This is a genomic window from Phycicoccus sp. 3266 (assembly GCF_031456495.1).
Taxonomy (GTDB): Bacteria; Actinomycetota; Actinomycetes; order Actinomycetales; family Dermatophilaceae; genus Pedococcus.
Window position 1 is genome coordinate 775,672 of sequence record NZ_JAVDUW010000001.1, and the last position, 17,337, is coordinate 793,008.

At 72.3% G+C, this 17,337-nt stretch carries 16 protein-coding genes; 8 read left to right on the forward strand and 8 right to left on the reverse strand.

The window, feature by feature from the left end:
- Positions 1 to 63 precede the first annotated feature (63 nt).
- The gene (locus J2X64_RS03720; RefSeq protein ID WP_310149793.1) at positions 64 to 597 is read right to left on the reverse strand and encodes a MarR family transcriptional regulator; all 534 of its coding nucleotides are present in this window, start codon (positions 595 to 597) and stop codon (positions 64 to 66) included.
- A gap of 54 nt (positions 598 to 651) precedes the next feature.
- Here J2X64_RS03720 and J2X64_RS03725 point away from each other — a divergent pair, with 54 nt between their 5' ends.
- Entirely contained in the window at positions 652 to 1,578 is a 927-nt protein-coding gene (locus J2X64_RS03725) for an ABC transporter ATP-binding protein (protein WP_310149796.1), read from the forward strand.
- Positions 1,575 to 3,161: a polyketide antibiotic transporter gene (locus J2X64_RS03730; RefSeq protein ID WP_310149799.1), complete on the forward strand. Its 1,587-nt coding sequence runs from the start codon at positions 1,575 to 1,577 to the stop codon at positions 3,159 to 3,161. The genes J2X64_RS03725 and J2X64_RS03730 overlap by 4 nt, the downstream gene beginning before the upstream one ends.
- Before the next feature lie 15 nt (positions 3,162 to 3,176).
- Here the strand turns inward: J2X64_RS03730 and J2X64_RS03735 are convergent, their stop codons facing one another.
- The gene (locus J2X64_RS03735; protein ID WP_310149802.1) at positions 3,177 to 4,256 is read right to left on the reverse strand and encodes a mannose-1-phosphate guanylyltransferase; all 1,080 of its coding nucleotides are present in this window, start codon (positions 4,254 to 4,256) and stop codon (positions 3,177 to 3,179) included.
- A gap of 102 nt (positions 4,257 to 4,358) precedes the next feature.
- Between J2X64_RS03735 and J2X64_RS03740 the strand changes: the two genes are divergently transcribed.
- The 6 genes from J2X64_RS03740 to J2X64_RS03765 all read left to right on the forward strand — a co-directional run bounded on the left by J2X64_RS03740 (position 4,359) and on the right by J2X64_RS03765 (position 10,525).
- Positions 4,359 to 5,510 (forward strand): glycosyltransferase family 1 protein, encoded by a 1,152-nt coding sequence (locus J2X64_RS03740; RefSeq protein WP_310149804.1) that lies wholly within the window; start codon positions 4,359 to 4,361, stop codon positions 5,508 to 5,510.
- 303 nt (positions 5,511 to 5,813) lie between these two features.
- Positions 5,814 to 6,191 (forward strand): succinate dehydrogenase, cytochrome b556 subunit, encoded by a 378-nt coding sequence (gene sdhC / locus J2X64_RS03745; protein WP_310149807.1) that lies wholly within the window; start codon positions 5,814 to 5,816, stop codon positions 6,189 to 6,191.
- Positions 6,192 to 6,202: 11 nt separating this feature from the next.
- Entirely contained in the window at positions 6,203 to 6,664 is a 462-nt protein-coding gene (locus J2X64_RS03750; protein WP_310149809.1) for a succinate dehydrogenase hydrophobic membrane anchor subunit, read from the forward strand.
- A 34-nt stretch (positions 6,665 to 6,698) separates the two neighbouring features.
- The gene (gene sdhA / locus J2X64_RS03755; protein ID WP_310149812.1) at positions 6,699 to 8,477 is read left to right on the forward strand and encodes a succinate dehydrogenase flavoprotein subunit; all 1,779 of its coding nucleotides are present in this window, start codon (positions 6,699 to 6,701) and stop codon (positions 8,475 to 8,477) included.
- On the forward strand, positions 8,477 to 9,241 hold the full coding sequence (locus J2X64_RS03760; RefSeq protein ID WP_310149814.1) for a succinate dehydrogenase iron-sulfur subunit: 765 nt from the start codon (positions 8,477 to 8,479) through the stop codon (positions 9,239 to 9,241). The genes sdhA and J2X64_RS03760 overlap by 1 nt, the downstream gene beginning before the upstream one ends.
- 33 nt (positions 9,242 to 9,274) lie before the next feature.
- A complete protein-coding gene (locus J2X64_RS03765; RefSeq protein ID WP_310149817.1) occupies positions 9,275 to 10,525 on the forward strand; it encodes a hypothetical protein in 1,251 nt (416 codons plus the stop codon).
- 69 nt (positions 10,526 to 10,594) lie between these two features.
- Here the strand turns inward: J2X64_RS03765 and J2X64_RS03770 are convergent, their stop codons facing one another.
- The 6 genes from J2X64_RS03770 to J2X64_RS03795 all read right to left on the reverse strand — a co-directional run bounded on the left by J2X64_RS03770 (position 10,595) and on the right by J2X64_RS03795 (position 17,304).
- Complete coding sequence (locus J2X64_RS03770) at positions 10,595 to 11,680, reverse strand: YihY/virulence factor BrkB family protein (RefSeq protein WP_310149820.1); 1,086 nt, start codon at positions 11,678 to 11,680, stop codon at positions 10,595 to 10,597.
- A 3-nt stretch (positions 11,681 to 11,683) separates the two neighbouring features.
- Entirely contained in the window at positions 11,684 to 12,226 is a 543-nt protein-coding gene (locus J2X64_RS03775) for a 2'-5' RNA ligase family protein (RefSeq protein WP_310149823.1), read from the reverse strand.
- Between the two features lie 10 nt (positions 12,227 to 12,236).
- A complete protein-coding gene (trpS, locus tag J2X64_RS03780; protein ID WP_397444010.1) occupies positions 12,237 to 13,259 on the reverse strand; it encodes a tryptophan--tRNA ligase in 1,023 nt (340 codons plus the stop codon).
- Between the two features lie 75 nt (positions 13,260 to 13,334).
- Positions 13,335 to 15,491 carry an alpha-galactosidase gene (locus J2X64_RS03785; protein ID WP_310149829.1) on the reverse strand — a complete coding sequence of 719 codons (2,157 nt, stop codon included), beginning with the start codon at positions 15,489 to 15,491 and terminating at the stop codon, positions 13,335 to 13,337.
- Positions 15,488 to 16,414 (reverse strand): carbohydrate ABC transporter permease, encoded by a 927-nt coding sequence (locus J2X64_RS03790; protein WP_310149833.1) that lies wholly within the window; start codon positions 16,412 to 16,414, stop codon positions 15,488 to 15,490. The genes J2X64_RS03785 and J2X64_RS03790 overlap by 4 nt, the downstream gene beginning before the upstream one ends.
- Positions 16,411 to 17,304: a sugar ABC transporter permease gene (locus tag J2X64_RS03795; RefSeq protein WP_310149835.1), complete on the reverse strand. Its 894-nt coding sequence runs from the start codon at positions 17,302 to 17,304 to the stop codon at positions 16,411 to 16,413. Before J2X64_RS03795 ends, J2X64_RS03790 begins: the two co-directional genes overlap by 4 nt.
- Positions 17,305 to 17,337: the final 33 nt, after the last annotated feature.

The window sequence follows — 17,337 nt, forward strand, 5'->3', positions numbered from 1 at the left end:
CTGCTCATGGCTCGTGGCCAACCTCACCCGCGGGGGGCGTGTGGCCGCGACACACCCGTCGGGTCAGTAGCCCAGCTCGGCCCGTCGGCGGTCCCACCGGGCGGAGAGCTGCTGCATCTCCTCGGTGACGAACTCGAGGAAGTGGACGCTGAGCGCGAGCCGGTCCCCCGCGCCGGACCCGCGACCGCCGACCTCCTCCACGCCCTCGCGCAGGGCGGCGGTGAGCGGCTCGTAGATCCGGGGCGTGTTGAGCATGACGTCGTGCCAGGCGTCGTCGGCCACGACGTAGACGTCGCGCCGGGTGCCCGGCTCGCGCTCGCGGTGGATCATCCGCATCTGCTGCAGGTGCCGCACCGCACCCGACACCGAGGCCGCGCTCACGGACAGCGCCTCGCCGATCTCGGCCGCCGTCATCCGCCCGTCCTCGTCGGCCAGCAGCGCGGCGAAGACCCGCGACGGCAGTCGCTGCATCCCGGCCTCGGTGAGGGCCGAGCCGAACCGCTCGACGAACCTGGCGGCGTCGGGTCGGCACTCGTCGGGTCGGCGCTCGCCGGGCCTGGTGCCGGCGTCGGGCTGGCGGGCGGCGCGGGTGGTCATGGAAGCAACTTTAGATCATTCAGTATCTTCTGAATACTGTGTACACTCGGCCGCATGGATGCAGTGCTCGAGGCCACCGGCCTGCGCAAGACGTTCGGCTCCACGGTCGCCCTCGACGGCCTCGACCTCACGGTCCGCCGCGGCGAGGTCCACGGCTTCCTCGGCCCCAACGGCGCGGGGAAGTCCACGACGATCCGGATCCTGCTCGGGCTGCTGCGCGCCGACGGCGGGTCGGTCACCCTCCTCGGCCGCGACCCGTGGCGGGACGCCACCGAGCTGCACCGCCGGCTCGCCTACGTCCCCGGCGACGTCGTCCTGTGGCCCAACCTCACCGGCGGCGAGGTCATCGACCTGCTCGGCCGGCTGCGTGGCGGCGTCGACCGGGCGCGCCGCGACGAGCTGCTCACCCTCTTCGAGCTCGACCCGACGAAGAAGGGCCGCTCCTACTCCAAGGGCAACCGGCAGAAGGTCGCCCTCGTGGCCGCGCTGGCCAGCGACGTCCCGCTGCTGGTGCTCGACGAGCCGACCTCCGGCCTCGACCCGCTCATGGAGAAGGTCTTCGAGGCGCAGGTCGCCCGGGCCAGGACCGAGGGCCGGACGGTCCTGCTCTCCAGCCACATCCTGTCCGAGGTGGAGGCCACCGCCGACCGGGTGAGCATCGTGCGGGCCGGCCGCATCGTCGACTCCGGCACCCTCGCCGACCTGCGGCACCTCACCCGGACCAGCGTCACCGCGACCCTGGGCACCGTGCCCGACCTGGCGCAGGTCCGGGCGTGGCCGGGCGTGGACGTGGTGCGCCTCGACCGCGACCGGCTGGTGATGTCGGTCGAGTCCAGCGCCGTGGGCGACGTGGTCGGCCGCCTCGGCGGCTACCGCATCGACGCCCTCACCTGCCAGCCGCCGACCCTCGAGGAGCTGTTCCTCTCGCAGTACCGCGACGACCTGTCCGCCGCGGACAGGGGCGAGGAGGTCCGGGCGTGAGCACCTTCGCCGGGACCTGGCCGTTGCTGCGCCTGGCGTGGCGGCGCGACCGGTGGGTGGTGACCGCCAGCGTGCTCGCGCTCGTGGTGACGGCCTACTCCTCGATGGTGGCCACCCTCGACCTCTACCCCACCGACGCCGAGGCGGCCGCCGGCGCGAAGGTCATGGCGGACAACCCCTCCATCACCGCGCTCTACGGCCCGCTCCCCTCGCTCACCGCACCTGCCGTCGGCGTGCTCAAGACGATCATGCTCGGCAGCGTCTTCACGGCCTTCCTCGCGTTCGCGCTCGTGCGGCGGCACACCCGCACCGAGGAGGAGGAAGGCCGCTTCGAGCTCGTGGCCGGTGGCGTGGTCGGGCGCCGCGCGCCGCTGGCCGCGGCAGTCCTGCTCGCCACGGCGACGGTCCTCGCCACTGGCGGCTTCTCCGCCCTCAGCCTCGTGGCGACCGGCGTCGACCCGACCGGGTCGCTGGCCCTCGGCGTGGTCGAGGTCGTGGCCGGGCTCGTCATGGTCGGCATCACGGCCGTCGCCTGCCAGCTGACCACGACCGCACGGGGGGCCGGCGGGCTCGCGCTGACGATCCTGCTGCTGGCCTTCGTCGTCCGGGCGGTGGCCGACACGTCCACCGACGGCCAGGACCTGGCGTACGCCTCCTTCCTCGGCTGGGCCGAGCGGGTCAGCCCGTTCGGAGACAACCGGCTCTGGCTCGTGCTCCCGGCCCTGGCCGCGCTGGCCGGGCTGCTCGTCGTCGCCGACGTCCTGCTGCAGCGGCGCGACCTCGGGTCCGGCCTGTGGGCCGCTCGGTCCGGGGCGTCGCGCGCGTCGGCCTCCCTCGGCTCCCCGCTCGGCCTGGCCTGGCGGCTGCAGCGCGGGGCCCTGCTCGGCTGGACCATCGGGTACGCCGTCCTCGGCCTCGTCGTCGGCAGCATCGCCCGGTCCGTCGACGAGATCGCCAGCAGCCCCGGCATCGAGGAGATGTTCCGCAAGATGAGCGGCGGCCAGGGGTCCCTGCTCGAGGTCTTCTTCGGCACCGAGGTGAGGTTCCTCGCCGTCGGCGCCGCGGCATACGGCATCACCACGGCCCTGCGGCTGCGGTCGGAGGAGAGCGGGGGCCGCGCCGAGGTCACGCTCGCCACCCACGTGGGCCGGTACCGGTGGCTGTCCAGCCACGTGCTCGTGGCGGTGCTGGGGTCGCTGTGGCTGCTCGTCGTCATGGGGCTGTCCGCCGGCCTCTCCGGTGGCGCGGTCAGCGACGTCGGCGTCGCCGAGGTGCTGCCCGCCGCGCTGGCGACCGCCCCGGCCGTGCTCGTGTGCGTGGCGCTGACGGTGCTGCTCTTCGGGACCGTGCCGCGGTGGACGGCTGCCGCCTGGGGGCTGCTCGCGGCGTTCGTCCTCATCGGCGAGCTCGGGCCGCTGGTGGACCTGCCCGGGTGGGCGATGGGGCTCTCGCCGTTCGACCACCTGGGCAGCCTGCCGGGCGGCGACGCCAACCCGGTCGGCCTCACGGGCCTGCTGCTCGTGGCGCTCGCCGCGGGGGCGCTCGGGTATGCCGGGTTCCGCCGCCGCGACCTCGTCACCTGAGCCCGGCCGGGCGGCTCAGAGCAGGTCGGTGCGCCCCTGCGCCCGCAGCGCGTCGACCACGGCCTTGACCTCCTGCGCGCGGTCCCTGGCCACCACGAGGACGGCGTCCGGGGTGTCGACCACCACGACGTCGTCGAGCCCGACGAGCGCCACCACGCGGCCGGTCCCCGGCACGACCACTCCCGTGGCGTCGGCCACCCGCACCGTGTCGGCGGAGCCGAGGACCTGCACCCCCGGCATACCGGCGGCGTCGGGGAGCAGCGCACCCAGGGAGGCGAAGTCGCCCACGTCGTCCCAGCCGAAGCCGCCGGGCACGACCGCGACCCGGCCGGCGGCGGCCGCGGGCTCGGCGACCGCGTGGTCGATGGCGATCTTCTCCAGCCCGGGCCACGCGTCGTCGAGCCGGGACGGGTCGGCCGCGAGGGCCCGCAGTCCCGCGGCCAGCTCGGGGTGCCACTGCGCCAGCAGGTCGAGCAGGACGCGGGCCTTGACGACGAACATGCCGGCGTTCCACCGGAACCGGCCGGTGGCGAGGTACTGCTCCGCGCGCTCGCGGTCCGGCTTCTCGACGAACTGCGCGACCGCGTGCGCCGGGCCGTCCCCCAGCTGCTCACCCAGCTCGATGTAGCCGAACCCGGTCGCCGGGTGGGTCGGCTCGATGCCGATCGTCACGACGAGGTCGTCGGCCGCGGCCTCGACGGCAGCCGTCACGCACGCCCGGAACGCGTCCTCGTCACGGATCACGTGGTCGGCCGCGAACGAGCCCAGCACCGCCTCGGGGTCACGGGCCTCGAGCAGCGCGGCCGCCCAGCCGATCGCGGCCATCGAGTCGCGCGGGGCCGGCTCGGCGAGCAGCTGGTCGCCGGGCAGGTCGGGGAGCTGGTCGCGGACGGCGTCGACATGCGCGGCGCCCGTGACCACGAGCACCCGGTCGCCGGTCAGCGGGAGGAGGCGGTCCCAGGTCGCCTGGAGCAGCGTGCGACCGCTGCCGGTGAGGTCGTGCAGGAACTTCGGGGCGGCGGCGCGCGACAGCGGCCACAGGCGGGTGCCCGCTCCCCCGGCCGGGATCACGGCCCAGAAGTGCTCGGTCGACATGGCCGGAACGCTAGCCGACCGCACCCTCCCGTCACCTGCCGCTCACCCGACACCCCCCTCGGTGTCGCCGTCACCACACCCCGGCGAAGGACCGTGGGGGACGTGCGGGTCGCCATCGTCACCGAGTCCTTCCTCCCGACGTTCAACGGCGTCACGACCAGCGTGTGCCGGGTCACCGAGTGCCTCGTCGCCGCGGGTCACGACGTCCTGCTCGTGGCGCCACGACCGGCCCCCGAGTCGTATGCCGGGTGCCCGGTGCACGGGGTCGCCTCGGTGCCCGTGCGGGGCTTCCCCCTCGGGATGCCGTCACGCGAGATCGAGGACGTGCTGCGCGGGTTCGGCCCCGACGTCGTCCACGTCGCCTCGCCGTTCGTGCTCGGCGCCAGCGCGCTCGCCACCACGTCCCGCCTCGGGCTGCCGAGCGTGGCCGTCTACCAGACCGACCTGCCGTCCTACCTCAAGCAGCACGCCCCCGCCGCGGTGGGCGCCGGTGCGTCGCGCGCGGCGTGGCGCTGGCTGCGGCGGCTGCACGGCATGGCCGACCTCACCCTCGCACCGTCGACCGCCGCCTTGGCCGACCTCGACACCCACGGGGTCGCGCGGACGGCGCTGTGGGGGCGTGGTGTCGACACCCGCCAGTTCTCCCCCCACTGGCGCCTCGACGCCGGCACCCGCGCGCTGCGCCGGCGCCTGTCGCCGCAGGGCGAGGTCGTCGTGGGGTACGTCGGGCGGCTGGCCCCCGAGAAGGAGCTGGACCGGCTCCTCCCGGTGGCGACGCTGCCCGGCACCCGGCTCGTGCTCGTCGGGGACGGCCCCGACCACCAGCGCATCGGAGCCGCCCTCACCCGCACCGCGGAGTCCGCGGGCGCACCGGCCCCGGCGCTCCTCGGCCGGCGCGACGGCGACGACCTGGCCCGGGCGTACGCAGCGCTCGACGTCTTCGTCCACACCGGCACGAGGGAGACGTTCGGCCAGACTCTGCAGGAGGCGGCGGCGACCGGGCTGCCCGTCACCGCCCCTGCCCGCGGCGGCCCGCTCGACCTCGTCGACCACAGCCGCACCGGCCTGCTCTTCGACCCCGACGACCCGTCGGCCCTCGTCGACGCCGTCCGGCACCTCGTCGGCGACCGCGCCAAGCGCGAGGCCCTGGGGCGGGGCGGGCTCGAGCGCGTGGCCGGCCGCAGCTGGGCGTCGGTCACCGGAGCGCTCGTCGACCACTACGAGCACGTCGCCGCGGGGCACCGGGTCGCCTGAGCCGGGTCGCCTGAGCCGCGGCCCGGAGGTCTGCGCACAGACCCGCGTGTCACTGGGCAGAGAGCGGGTCCGAGCGCAGTGGGACGGAGGTCTGCGCGCAGACGAGCGTGAATCGGGAGACTGGGGGTCGGGCGTCGCGCGACCACGCGGCATACCCACTGGTAACCAGTCCTGTCTTGTTTCTCACAGGCGGGCGGCGCGCGGGTCCGCGGAGCGGCCAGATAACCTGACGGACGAACTACGGCAACCGCCGCCCTCGTCGGACGAGCGACGCCGTCTCCACCTTCTCGAAAGGGACGCGCAGTGGCGCAGGCAACCACGGGGACTCTCTACCGCGGCCGTGAGGGCATGTGGTCGTGGGTGGCCCACCGCATCAGCGGCGTACTCCTCTTCCTCTTCCTCTTCGCGCACGTGCTCGACACGGCGCTCGTCCGGGTCTCGCCGGACGCCTACAACGAGGTCATGTCGGCCTACAAGAACCCGGTCGTCGGGCTGGGAGAGGCGGGCCTCGTGGCCGCGGTCATCTTCCACGCGCTCAACGGCCTGCGGATCATCGCCGTCGACTTCTGGGGCAAGGGCCCGAAGTACCAGCGGCAGATGTTCTGGGGCGTCGTCGTCGGCTTCGTCGTGCTGTTCGCACCGTTCGCGGTCCGGCACCTGACCAACGTCTTCTCGCACTGAAGGGGCAGAGAATGAGCGCCACCAGCCAGACCACCCCTGTGCCGACCGAGCCGGTCCGCCAGTCCCCCTACCGCCGGGTGAGCCGCGGCCGCGGCAACTTCGAGCTGTGGTCGTGGGTCTTCATGCGCGGCAGCGGCATCCTGCTGCTCGTGCTCGTCTTCGGGCACCTGTTCGTCAACCTCATGCTGGGCGAGGGCATCCACGCGATCGACTTCGCGTTCGTCGCCGGCAAGTGGGCCAGCCCGTTCTGGCAGGTCTGGGACATGCTCATGCTGTGGCTGGCGATGCTGCACGGCTTCAACGGCGTCCGGACGATCATCAACGACTACACCGAGCGCGAGAACACGCGCTGGGTCCTCAAGGGCCTGCTGGTGCTGGCGACCTTCTTCACGGTCGTCCTGGGCACGCTGGTGATCTTCACCTTCGACCCCTGCATCGACCCGAACTCCACCCTCTCCGTGTGCACGCGCTGACCCCGCACCCCGCGCAGTAAGGACACAGACACCCATGCAGACGCACAAGTACGACGTCGTGATCGTCGGCGCCGGCGGGGCCGGCATGCGCGCCGCCCTCGAGTCGAGCAAGCGCACCCGCACCGCCGTGCTCACCAAGCTCTACCCGACCCGCTCCCACACCGGCGCGGCCCAGGGCGGCATGTGCGCCGCCCTCGCCAACGTCGAGGAGGACAACTGGGAGTGGCACACCTTCGACACCGTCAAGGGCGGCGACTACCTCGTCGACCAGGACGCTGCGGAGGTCATGTGCCGTGAGGCCATCGACGCGGTCATCGACCTCGAGAAGATGGGTCTGCCGTTCAACCGCACGCCCGAGGGCAAGATCGACCAGCGCCGCTTCGGTGGGCACACCCGCAACCACGGCGAGGCCGCCGTGCGCCGGTCCTGCTTCGCCGCGGACCGCACCGGACACATGATCCTGCAGACGCTCTACCAGAACTGCGTCAAGCAGGGCGTCGAGTTCTACAACGAGTTCTACGTCCTGGACCTGCTGCTCAACACCGGCGCAGACGGAGTCGAGCGCGCCGCGGGCGTCGTCGCCTACGAGCTGGCCACCGGTGAGCTGCACATCTTCCAGGCCAAGTCGGTCGTCTTCGCCACCGGCGGAACCGGCAAGGTATTCAAGACCACCTCCAACGCCCACACCCTCACCGGTGACGGCATGGGCGTGGCCTTCCGCCGCGGCATCCCGCTGGAGGATATGGAGTTCTTCCAGTTCCACCCGACAGGCCTCGCCGGCCTGGGCATCCTGCTGTCCGAGGCGGCCCGCGGTGAGGGCGGCATCCTGCGCAACGCCGACGGCGAGCGCTTCATGGAGCGCTACGCCCCCACCATCAAGGACCTCGCCCCGCGCGACATCGTCGCCCGCTCCATGGCGAACGAGGTCCGCGAGGGCCGTGGCGCCGGGCCGAACAAGGACTACGTCCTGCTCGACCTGACCCACCTCGAGCCGGCGCACATCGACGCCAAGCTCCCCGACATCACCGAGTTCGCCCGCACCTACCTCGGTGTCGAGCCGTACACCGAGCCGGTCCCGGTCTACCCGACGGCGCACTACGCCATGGGCGGCATCCCGACCAACGTCGAGGCCGAGGTGCTGCGCAACAACACCGACGTCGTCCCCGGCCTGTACGCCGCGGGCGAGGTGGCGTGCGTGTCCGTCCACGGCTCGAACCGCCTGGGCACCAACAGCCTGCTCGACATCAACGTCTTCGGCCGCCGCGCCGGCATCGCCGCCGCGGAGTATGCCGTGGACGCCCCGTGGGTCGACCTCCCCGAGGCCCCCGAGTCGCTCGTCACCGGTCTGGTCGAGGGCATCCGCTCGCGCGAGAGCGGCGAGCGCGTGGCCGACCTGCGCCGCGAGCTGCAGGAGACCATGGACCGCAACGTCCAGGTGTTCCGCACCGAGGCCTCGATGAAGGAGGCGCTCGGCGTCATCGACGAGCTCAAGGAGCGCTACGCCAACGTCGTGGTCCAGGACAAGGGCAAGCGGTACAACACCGACCTGCTCGAGGCCGTCGAGCTCGGCTTCCTCATCGAGCTGGCCGAGGTCATCACGCTCGGTGCCCTCGCCCGCAAGGAGTCCCGCGGCGGCCACTTCCGCGAGGACTACACCGCGCGCGACGACGTGAACTTCATGCGGCACACGATGGCCTACCGCCCGGCGGTCGACGGCGACCTCAGCGCGGGGCCGTCCTTCGCCGACGAGGTCCGCCTCGACTACAAGCCCGTGACCGTGACCCGCTACCAGCCGATGGAGCGCAAGTACTGATGACTGCCACTGCCGAGAAGCAGACCACCGAGGAGCAGAAGGCAGGGGCCGTCCCGACCTTCACGGTGACCCTCAAGGTCCAGCGGTACAACCCCGAGGTCGACAGCGCGCCGCACTGGGAGACCTACGAGGTCACCTCGCACGCCACCGACCGCGTGCTCGACGCCCTGCACCAGATCAAGTGGGAGCAGGACGGCTCGCTGTCGTTCCGCCGCTCCTGCGCCCACGGGGTGTGCGGCTCCGACGCCATGCGGATCAACGGCAAGAACCGGCTCGCCTGCAAGACGCTCATCAAGGACGTCAACCCGGACAAGCCGATCACCGTCGAGCCGATCAAGGGCCTTCCGCTCGAGAAGGACCTCATCGTCGACATGGAGCCGTTCTTCGACGCGTACCGCGAGGTGATGCCGTTCCTCGTCACCACGGGCAACGAGCCGACTCGCGAGCGCATCCAGAGCCAGGCCGACCGCGACCGCTTCGACGACACCACCAAGTGCATCCTGTGCGCCGCGTGCACGACGAGCTGCCCGGTGTTCTGGAACGACGGCCAGTACTTCGGTCCGGCCGCGATCGTCAACGCCCACCGGTTCATCTTCGACAGCCGTGACGAGGGCGGGGCCCAGCGCCTGGAGATCCTCAACGACAAGGAGGGCGTGTGGCGCTGCCGCACGACCTTCAACTGCACGGAGGCCTGCCCCCGCGGGATCCAGGTCACGAAGGCCATCCAGGAGGTCAAGCGCGCCCTCCTGACCAGCAGGTTCTGACGAAACGGCCCCCTCTGGGGCACACTGTCGCCAGTGCTCAGCCGACGACACCTGACCGCCGCCACCGCCAGCGCCCTGCTGGCGGTCGGCGGCGTCGTCGTTCCCGCCCTCACCGCGCCCGCTGCGGCTGCCCCCAAGCCGACGCCGGCGCCCACCCCCACGCTGCCCGTGCCGCGGGCGACGGTGCAGCCGCTGCAGTCCGTGGGCGGCCCGAGGCTCGCGGCGACCGGCGTCGTCACCGACCTGCCCCCCGGCGTCCCGGCGCCGCCGAAGCTGCGGGACGTCTCCTGGCTGCTCGCCGACCTCGACACCGGTGAGGTCGTCGCGGCCAAGGCACCGCACGCGCGGCTGCTGCCCGCCAGCACCCTGAAGACGCTCACGGCCCTGACGCTGATCCCGCAGGTGCCCAAGGACCAGCTGGTCAAGGCGAGCCCGGCCGACGCCGCGGCGGACGGCACCCGCGTGGGCATGGTCCCCGGGCAGAGCTACACCGGCCGACAGCTGTTCCAAGCCCTCCTCATGTCGTCCGGCAACGACGCGGCATACGCCCTCGCGGAGGCCGGCGGGGGCCGCGAGAAGGTGCTGGCCGAGATGAACGCCAACGCCGCCCACCTCGGCGCCCACGACACGGTCGCCAAGGACCCGTCAGGGCTCGACGCGCCCGGCCAGACGTCGAGCGCCTACGACCTCGCCCTCATCGCCCGCGCTGCGCTGCAGCTGCCCGACTTCCGGGCCTACGTCACGACCAAGCAGGCCGACTTCCCCGGGCTGGTCGACCCGAGGACCAAGAAGCGCAAGACGTACAAGATCAACAACCACAACGCCCTGCTGTACAACTACCCCGGCACGATCGGGGTCAAGAACGGCTACACGGTGGCCGCCCACCGCACGTTCATCTCGGCCGTCACCCGCGGCGGGCACACGTACCTGCTCACCGAGATGTACGGCCTCGACCACTCGTGGCGCCCCCAGGCGGCGATGTACGACTGGGCGTTCCGGTACGCGTCCAAGGCGCGTCCCGTCGGTCGGCTGGTGGAGCCCGGCGAGGTCACCGCGCCCCTCGCAGCTCCGCCCACCGGCGCCGCGGGTGCTCCCGGCGACGGCGGGTCCCCGGCCCAGCGGACCGCCGCCGCTGCGGCGGTGCCGCCGGCCCAGCTCGGGTCGGCCGCCTCCGTGACGCCGTGGCTGGGCTTCGGTGGTCTCGCGGCCCTCGTCGGGGCGGTCGCCGGCCTGCGCCTGCGGGCCAAGCGCGCCGTCCGGGGCCGCCACCGCGCCCTCTCCTGACGCAGCCGCGCGCCCGGTATGCCGGGTGCCGGGGCGAGGGGGTATGCCGGGTGTGTGGGCCCCGGGGGGTCAGTGGCGGCGCAGGAGGGCGCGCAGGCCCCGGCGGGCCGTCCCGAGGGCGGTCGCCCCGACCGCGCCGAGCACGAGGCCGGCCGCGAGGGTGGTGCGGTCGGCGGCCACCGGCCCGAACGTCGGCAGGCCGGCGTCGGTGCGGGCGCGCACGGAGTCCAGCGGCTCGGGTGCGGGGCCCTCGCGCAGCTTGTCCCGCTGGGCCGGCGAGAGCTGTCGGGCCGTGCCGGCGCTCTCGTCGAGGTCGTTGGCGGCCCAGGCGGCGGAGATGAGCAGCACCCGCGACATGAAGTTCAGCCACACGAGCAGCCCGACGACGAGCGCGAAGCCGAGGTAGAGCTTGTTGTGCGTGGTGCTGGCCAGCAGGACCGACCCGAACTTCTTGAGCAGGGTCAGGGAGATGCCGCCGAAGACCGCGGCGTTGCGCAGCCCGTGCCACGGGACGTCGACCCCGGAGAGCAGCCGCAGCATGACGAGCACGATCGCGCCGTCGAGTGCCACGCCGACGAGCAGCGACACGAGGGTGAGCACCCAGCCCTGCCCGCCGAGGCCGATGAGGCCGCCGAGCCACCTGGCAGCGGCCCCGGCCACGGCCCCGACCGCGGCCGACAGGACGATCCCGACCCCGAGCACGAGGAGCACGCCGAGGTCCCGCAGCTTGGCCACGACCGGGTTGCCCACCGACCCCTCGACACCGAAGACGGCACGGATGCCGTCACGCAGCGCGCTCAGCCACCCCGTCCCGGCGAGCACCAGGCCGACGACGGAGATGATGCCGCTGACCGACAGGGTCGCCGACGTCGGCATGGAGACCCGGATGACGCCGTTCGGGTTGGCCTTGGACTGCACGAAGCCCGGCAGCAGGTCGTTGATGGCGTTCTTGCTCTCCTCGAGCAGGCCCGGCTGGCCACGCAGGACGAACCCGAAGATCGTGAAGGCGAGCAGCACCGCCGGGAAGACGGAGAAGAAGGCGAAGTAGCCCACGCCGCCCGCGAGCAGGTTGCCCCGCGCGTCGCCGTACCGCTTCCAGGCGCGCCAGGCCGACGTGGTCTGGAACCGGGCCCACCACTGCTTGAGGGTCTGCACCGGTCAGGCTCCGCTCGGTCGGGACGCGTCCGGGCAGCCGCCCAGCGGGAACGACGTCACCGGCCGCCACACGGAGTCCGCACCGTGCTCGTAGAGGTGGAACTCGGTCACCTCGAAGGTGCACTCGAAGTCGGCGAGCTCCTTGAACGCGCGGTCCAGGCTCTCGTCCGGGACGTGGTGCGCCACGGTCACGTGCGGGTGGTAGTAGAAGTCGAGCTTGCGCTTGAGCGGGCCCCGCCGGACGGCCTGCTCGAGCAGCTCGCACTCCCCGATGCCGCCGGAGACCTGGACGAAGACGACCGGCGAGATCGGCCGGAAGGTGCCCGTGCCCCGCAGCACCATCGGGAACGGCTCGCGGCTCGCGGCGGCCTGGGTCAGGTGCTCGTTGACGACGTCCATCCGCTCCGGCTCCACCTCGGTGGGCGGCAACAGGGTCACGTGCGTCGGGATCGAGTCGGCGAGGGGGTCGCCGAAGGACGCCCTCTTCGCCTGCAGCATCTCCGCGTGCGGTGAGGGGATGGCGATCGACACACCGATGGTCGGCACCCGAGCGACCCTACCGAACTGCGGGCAGGAGGCCGACCCGGTCGCGGACCCGGGCCATGGTGCCCCGGGCCACCTCGCGCGCCCGGTCCGCGCCGTCGGCGAGGATCCGGTCGAGCTCGGCCGGGTCGTCGAGCAGCTCGCGCATGCGCTCCTGGAACGGCGTCAGCGCCGCGACCACGACGTCGGCGACCTCCTTCTTGAGGTCGCCGTAGCCCTTGCCCGCGAACGAGTCCGCGACCTGCTCCACCGGCGTGCCCGAGAGCACGGAGTGGATGACGAGCAGGTTCGAGACGCCGGGCTTGGCGTCCGGGTCGTACCGCACCTCGGCCTCGGTGTCGGTGACGGCCGAGCGGATGTTCTTGGCGATCCGGGCCGGGTCCTCCATGAGGTCGATGAGGCCCTTGGGTGACGAGCCGGTCTTGCTCATCTTCGCGGTCGGGTCCTGCAGGTCCTGGATCTTGGCCGAGCCCTTGACGATGTACGGCTCCGGCACGACGAGGCCGCCGCCGAAGCGGGTGTTGAACCGCTCGGCGAGGTCACGCGTGATCTCCAGGTGCTGGCGCTGGTCCTCGCCGACGGGCACGTAGGCCGCGTCGTACATGAGGATATCGGCCGCCATGAGCATCGGGTAGGTGAACAGCCCGACGTTGGCGTTCTGGCCCTTGGCGGTCTTGTCCTTGAACTGCGTCATCCGGCTCGCCTCGCCGAACGCGGTGAGGCAGTTCATCACCCAGCCGAGCTCGGCGTGCTCGGTGACGTGGCTCTGGCAGAACACGGCGGAGCGCTTGGGGTCGACTCCCCCGGCGATGAACTGCGCGGCCGTGACCCGGGTCCGGCGGCGCAGGACCTCGGGGTCGGTCGGCACGGTCAGCGCGTGCAGGTCGGCGACGAAGTAGAACGCGTCGAAGTCGTCCTGCAGCTTCACCCAGTTGACCAGCGCCCCGAGGTAGTTGCCGAGGTGGAGCGAGTCGCTGGTGGGCTGCATGCCGGAGAGGATCCGGGGCAGCGCCTGCTGGGTGGGCGCATCGGACATGGCGGCCATTCTGTCAGGTGGGCCGCGCGCCGGGTGGCCCCGGTGCCGTCGGCTCCGGGCCTGGGCGGCGTGGCATCAGGTCAGGTGGAGCAGGAACCCCTGGGCCGGTGCGAGCACCGGCATCGGCAGCCCGACCTGCGACAGCAGCGCGCCGTCGAGGTGGAGGTCGCCGGCGAGCGCCTGCTCCCACCACCCCGGGGCCACGTGCTGCACGAGAGCCGGCAAGCCGGCCTCGGGCCGCACCCGCACGGCATACCTGCGCTCGGGGTCGAGTCCCGGCAACCGGACGAGGCCGGGCGTGGCCCGCCGCGCGCTGTCGGTGCGCAGCACCGTGTATGCCGCCTGCGACCGGTCCGCGGCGAGCGTGCCGGTCACGAGCAGCGTGCCGTCGTCGACGGCGTCGCGGACGAGGTCACCGGTGTGCAGGAGCCCGCGCAGCTCGCGGTACAGGCCCGCCCAGGCGCGCAGGGTGTCGAGCTCCTCGGGCGTGCAGGCGCTGACGTCCCACTCCAGCCCCGCGTGGCCCTGCAGGGCGACGAGCATGCGGAACGGCAGGTCGAAGGTGCGGTGGGTGGTGTGCGCGGTCGCCGGCCCCACGTGCGTGCCCATCGTCTCGGCCGGCACGAGCAGCGAGGTCCAGCGCTGGATCTGGACGCGCTCGAGCGGGTCGTTGCAGTCGCTGGTCCAGACACGGTCGGTGCGGGACAGCACCCCGAGGTCGACGCGCGCGCCCCCGCTGGAGCAGGACTCGATCTCGAGGTCCGGGTGCGCCTCGCGCAGCCGGTCGAGCAGCGCGTAGAACGCGAGCGTCTGCTCGTGCACGGCCGGCCGGTCGGTGCCGCGGTCGTCGCTGCGGACGGCCTCGTGCAGGTCGCGGTTGTGGTCCCACTTGATGAAGTCGATGCCGAGGTCGCCGACCAGGGAGCTGATCTGCCGCTCGACGTGCGCCGCTGCCTCGGGGTTGGCCAGGTCGAGCACCTGCTGGTGGCGGGACTCGCGGGGACGGCCGGCGCGGGGGCCGAGCACCCAGTCGGGGTGTGCCCGCACGAGGTCGGAGTCCTCGTTGACCATCTCCGGCTCGAACCACAGGCCGAACTCCATGCCGAGGTCCTTGACGTGCCGCACGAGCGGCTCGAGCCCGGTCGGCCACGCCTCGTCCGAGACCACCCAGTCGCCGAGGCCCCGGAGGTCGTCGCGGCGCCCGCCGAACCAGCCGTCGTCGAGGACGAACCGCTCGACGCCGATCGAGGCGGCGGTGTCGGCCAGGCCCTTGAGCCGGTCGAGGTCGTGGTCGAAGTAGACGGCCTCCCACGTGTTGAGGACCAGCGGCCGGGGGCCGGTCGCCCGTGTGCGGGTGGCCCGCTGCCGGCGGTGCAGCCGGCACGAGATGCCGTCGAGCCCGTCGGTCGCGTGCACGAAGAGGACGTCGGGAGCCGTGTACGCCTCGCCGGGCGCGAGGCGCACCTCGCCCGCCTCGAGCAGCTCACCGCCGCCGAGCACGGCACCGTGCATGCCGGCGCCCTCGGGCAGCCGCTCGACGAGGTGCTCGTGGTTGCCGCTCCACGCGACGTGCGTCGCCCACACCTCTCCGTGGCCGAAGTCGAACCCGGGAGTCCCCGCCAGCAGCAGCAAGGTGGCGTCGTGCCCGGTGCGGCCACGGCGCGAGGCCCGCAGGTGCGTGCCCTCGTCGAGGGCTGCGCGCTGCGGCGAACGCTCCCGGCACCAGCGACCGGTGAGGTCGAGCACCTCGGTGGCGCGGGACGGCAGGGGCAGCACCGCCCGCAGCGCCGCGAGGTCGAGCGTCGCGCCGCCGTCGGTCGCGTCGGAGCCCGCGTTCGTCACGGAGCGGGCGACGCGCAGGACCCCGTGGTCGTCGAGCTCGAGGACGACCTCGACCCGGACCCCGCCGTCCTCGGCGACCGTGCGGACCGTGCCCGCGCCCTCGCGGGTCGTGGTGGCCCGCCACCGCGGCGCCGTGGCGCCGCCAGCGCGGTGCGCGGCATACGCCGGCGTCCCCAGCCAGCCGTCGCTGCCGGTGGGCAGCAGCGTGAGCGGCCACGGCTGGTCCAGCGCGTTCGGCGGCACGGGACCCTGCGCGAGCAGGGGCAGCGCCTCGACCGCGCCGTCCGGCAGGTCGGCACCCCAGTGCAGCACCCGCGGGAGACCCGGCCCCGAGGTGTCGAGCACCATGAGGGTGCCGGCGGATCGGAGGACCTCGAGGTCGGGGCTCATCCCTTGGTTGCTCCCAGCGTCAGACCGGCGACGAACTGCTTCTGCAGGACGAAGAAGATGATCAACGTCGGCAGGGCGACCACGACCGACCCGGCCGCGACCAGGTTGTTGTCGGTGAAGAACTGGCCGCGCAGGTTGTTCAGCGAGCTCGTCACGGGGAACTTGTCACCGGACTGCAGCAGCACGGTCGCCCAGAAGAACTCGTTGTAGATCCAGGTGACCTCGAGCGTCGCCAGCGCGGCCAGCGGCGGCCGGCACAGCGGCAGCGTCAGCTTGAAGAACTGGCGCAGCACGCCGGCACCGTCGACGACGGCCGACTCGTACAGCTCGCGCGGGAGCGTCTTCATGTAGTTCGACAGGACGAAGGCGCAGAAGCCGGTCTGGAAGGCGACGTTGACCGCGATCAGGCCCCAGTAGCTGTTGAGCAGGGTGCCGGACTCGCTGAACCAGAACGGCACCTCGATCGACCGGAACATCCGGTAGACCGGGATCAGCAGTGCCTGCGGGGGCAGGAGGTTCGCCGCCGTGAACACGCCGAGCAGCGCCAGGTTGAACTTCCACGAGAACCGCGCCACGACGAACGCGATGCAGCACGACAGGAACAGCGTGAGCAGCACCGCCGGGATCGTGATGATCGCCGAGTTGAGCATCGTGTGCGAGAAGTTCGCCTGCTGCCACGCGTCCTTGTAGTTCTGCAGGGTGAACCCGCCGAACGAGAAGTACCCGTGCTTGGACGTGTAGGCGTAGTCCCGGAAGCTGCCCAGGACGGCGTACGCCACGGGGAAGATCCACAGGAGGGCGACCACGGCCAGGAACACCTGGATGAGCACGTGGCCCCGGGCGCCACCCGCGGGCTTGGCGCGCTTGGCGGTGAGCGGGTTGGCGCCCGCGGGGGCCGCGACGGGGGTCTCGGAGGCGGTCATCGCTGCTCCCTCATGACGATTCGCAGGTAGAAGACGATGAAGATCGAGCTGATGAGCAGCATCATCGTCGCCAGCGCCGAGCCGAAGCCGATCCGGCTGGCCTCACCGACGATGTTGCTGGTGACGAGCGTGGAGATGAGCTCCAGGCCGTTGCGTCCCTTGTTGATGACCCAGACGAGGTCGAAGGCGCGCAGGGACTCGATGACGGTCACGACCAGCACGATGATGTTGATCGGCGCCATCACCGGGAAGACGACCTTGAAGAAGGTGGTCCGCTCGTTGGCGCCGTCGACCTTGGCGGCCTCGCGCAGGCTGGGGTCGACGCCCTTCAGCCCGGCCAGGTACAGCAGCATGATGTAGCCGACGTGCCGCCAGCTCGAGGCGACGAGCGCGGCCCAGAGGTTGTACCGCTGGTCGCCGTACCAGTCGATGGTGCTGCCGGTGACCTGGTTGATGAGGCCCTGGTCGCGACTGTAGATGAGCTGCCAGATGAAGCCGACCAGCGCCAGCGACAGGACGACCGGCAGGTAGATCGCGGTCTGGTAGATCCGCGTGCCCTTGAGCTCGCGGTCGAGCAGCACCGCCAGGAAGATGCCGAACGGCGTCGCCACGAGGAACATGACAGCCAGCCAGATCAGGTTGTGCTGCACCGCCGGCCAGAACGGCGGGTAGATGCTCACGACGTCGTGGTAGTTCTTCAGTCCGATCACCTTGGCCGACGAGATCGGGCCGATGCCGTCCCAGTCGGTGAAGGACAGCAGGACCGACCCGACGGCCGGTACCCACACCAGCCACAGCACCAGCACGGTCGGGACCGCGATCATCAGCGCCACGACTACCCGGTCGACCGGGCTGAGGTGGTCGATGCCCTTGTACTTGCGTCTCGCCACGAGAACCTCCTCGATGGGGGCGAGCACGGGGCC

What these genes read in the sequence shown, in the direction of transcription:
- J2X64_RS03720 (WP_310149793.1), bottom strand. Translation starts at nt 597, where the DNA reads ATGACCACCCGCGCCGCCCGCCAGCCCGACGCCGGCACCAGGCCCGGC.
- J2X64_RS03725 (WP_310149796.1), top strand. Translation starts at nt 652, where the DNA reads ATGGATGCAGTGCTCGAGGCCACCGGCCTGCGCAAGACGTTCGGCTCC.
- J2X64_RS03735 (WP_310149802.1), bottom strand. Translation starts at nt 4,256, where the DNA reads ATGTCGACCGAGCACTTCTGGGCCGTGATCCCGGCCGGGGGAGCGGGC.
- J2X64_RS03750 (WP_310149809.1), top strand. Translation starts at nt 6,203, where the DNA reads ATGAGCGCCACCAGCCAGACCACCCCTGTGCCGACCGAGCCGGTCCGC.
- sdhA (WP_310149812.1), top strand. Translation starts at nt 6,699, where the DNA reads ATGCAGACGCACAAGTACGACGTCGTGATCGTCGGCGCCGGCGGGGCC.
- J2X64_RS03760 (WP_310149814.1), top strand. Translation starts at nt 8,477, where the DNA reads ATGACTGCCACTGCCGAGAAGCAGACCACCGAGGAGCAGAAGGCAGGG.
- trpS (WP_397444010.1), bottom strand. Translation starts at nt 13,259, where the DNA reads ATGTCCGATGCGCCCACCCAGCAGGCGCTGCCCCGGATCCTCTCCGGC.
- J2X64_RS03785 (WP_310149829.1), bottom strand. Translation starts at nt 15,491, where the DNA reads ATGAGCCCCGACCTCGAGGTCCTCCGATCCGCCGGCACCCTCATGGTG.
- J2X64_RS03790 (WP_310149833.1), bottom strand. Translation starts at nt 16,414, where the DNA reads ATGACCGCCTCCGAGACCCCCGTCGCGGCCCCCGCGGGCGCCAACCCG.